General features: G+C 43.7%; 1 pseudogene. It reads left to right on the forward strand.

Features of this window, described 5'->3' with window-relative positions:
• Positions 1-243 precede the first annotated feature (243 nt).
• Positions 244-341: pseudogene (locus FTW16_RS15490) on the forward strand (carbon-nitrogen hydrolase family protein); the annotation flags it as partial.

Below are 341 nucleotides of genomic sequence, written 5' to 3' on the forward strand. Positions count from 1 at the left end.
AAAGGGCCCTTGGATGCGCCAACGGTGAGTGAGCTTTCCCGTAGTTCTGGTGAGTTCAAGTTACCAGAGAAGCTGAGAAAGCTGGCGCAATAGTCGTGAGTACACGAGTTGTTTATTGATGAGTTAGTTAATAGTCGAGCTAGTGAAGATGGTCGTCGCTTGGTACGGTAAGTGGTTAATATCGTAAGTGGTTAATACGGTCAATGCTGGTTTCTGAATCAAATGAATGGAGGAGTAATACGCATGGATTGTGTTGGATTGATTCAAATGACATCTGGCCCTAACCCTGAGCTAAACTTTGATTACCTTGTTCAAGAAGTTGCAAAGTGCAAAGCTTTAGG

Source organism: Vibrio sp. T20 (assembly GCF_007858795.1).
Taxonomy (GTDB): Bacteria; Pseudomonadota; Gammaproteobacteria; order Enterobacterales; family Vibrionaceae; genus Vibrio; species Vibrio satsumensis.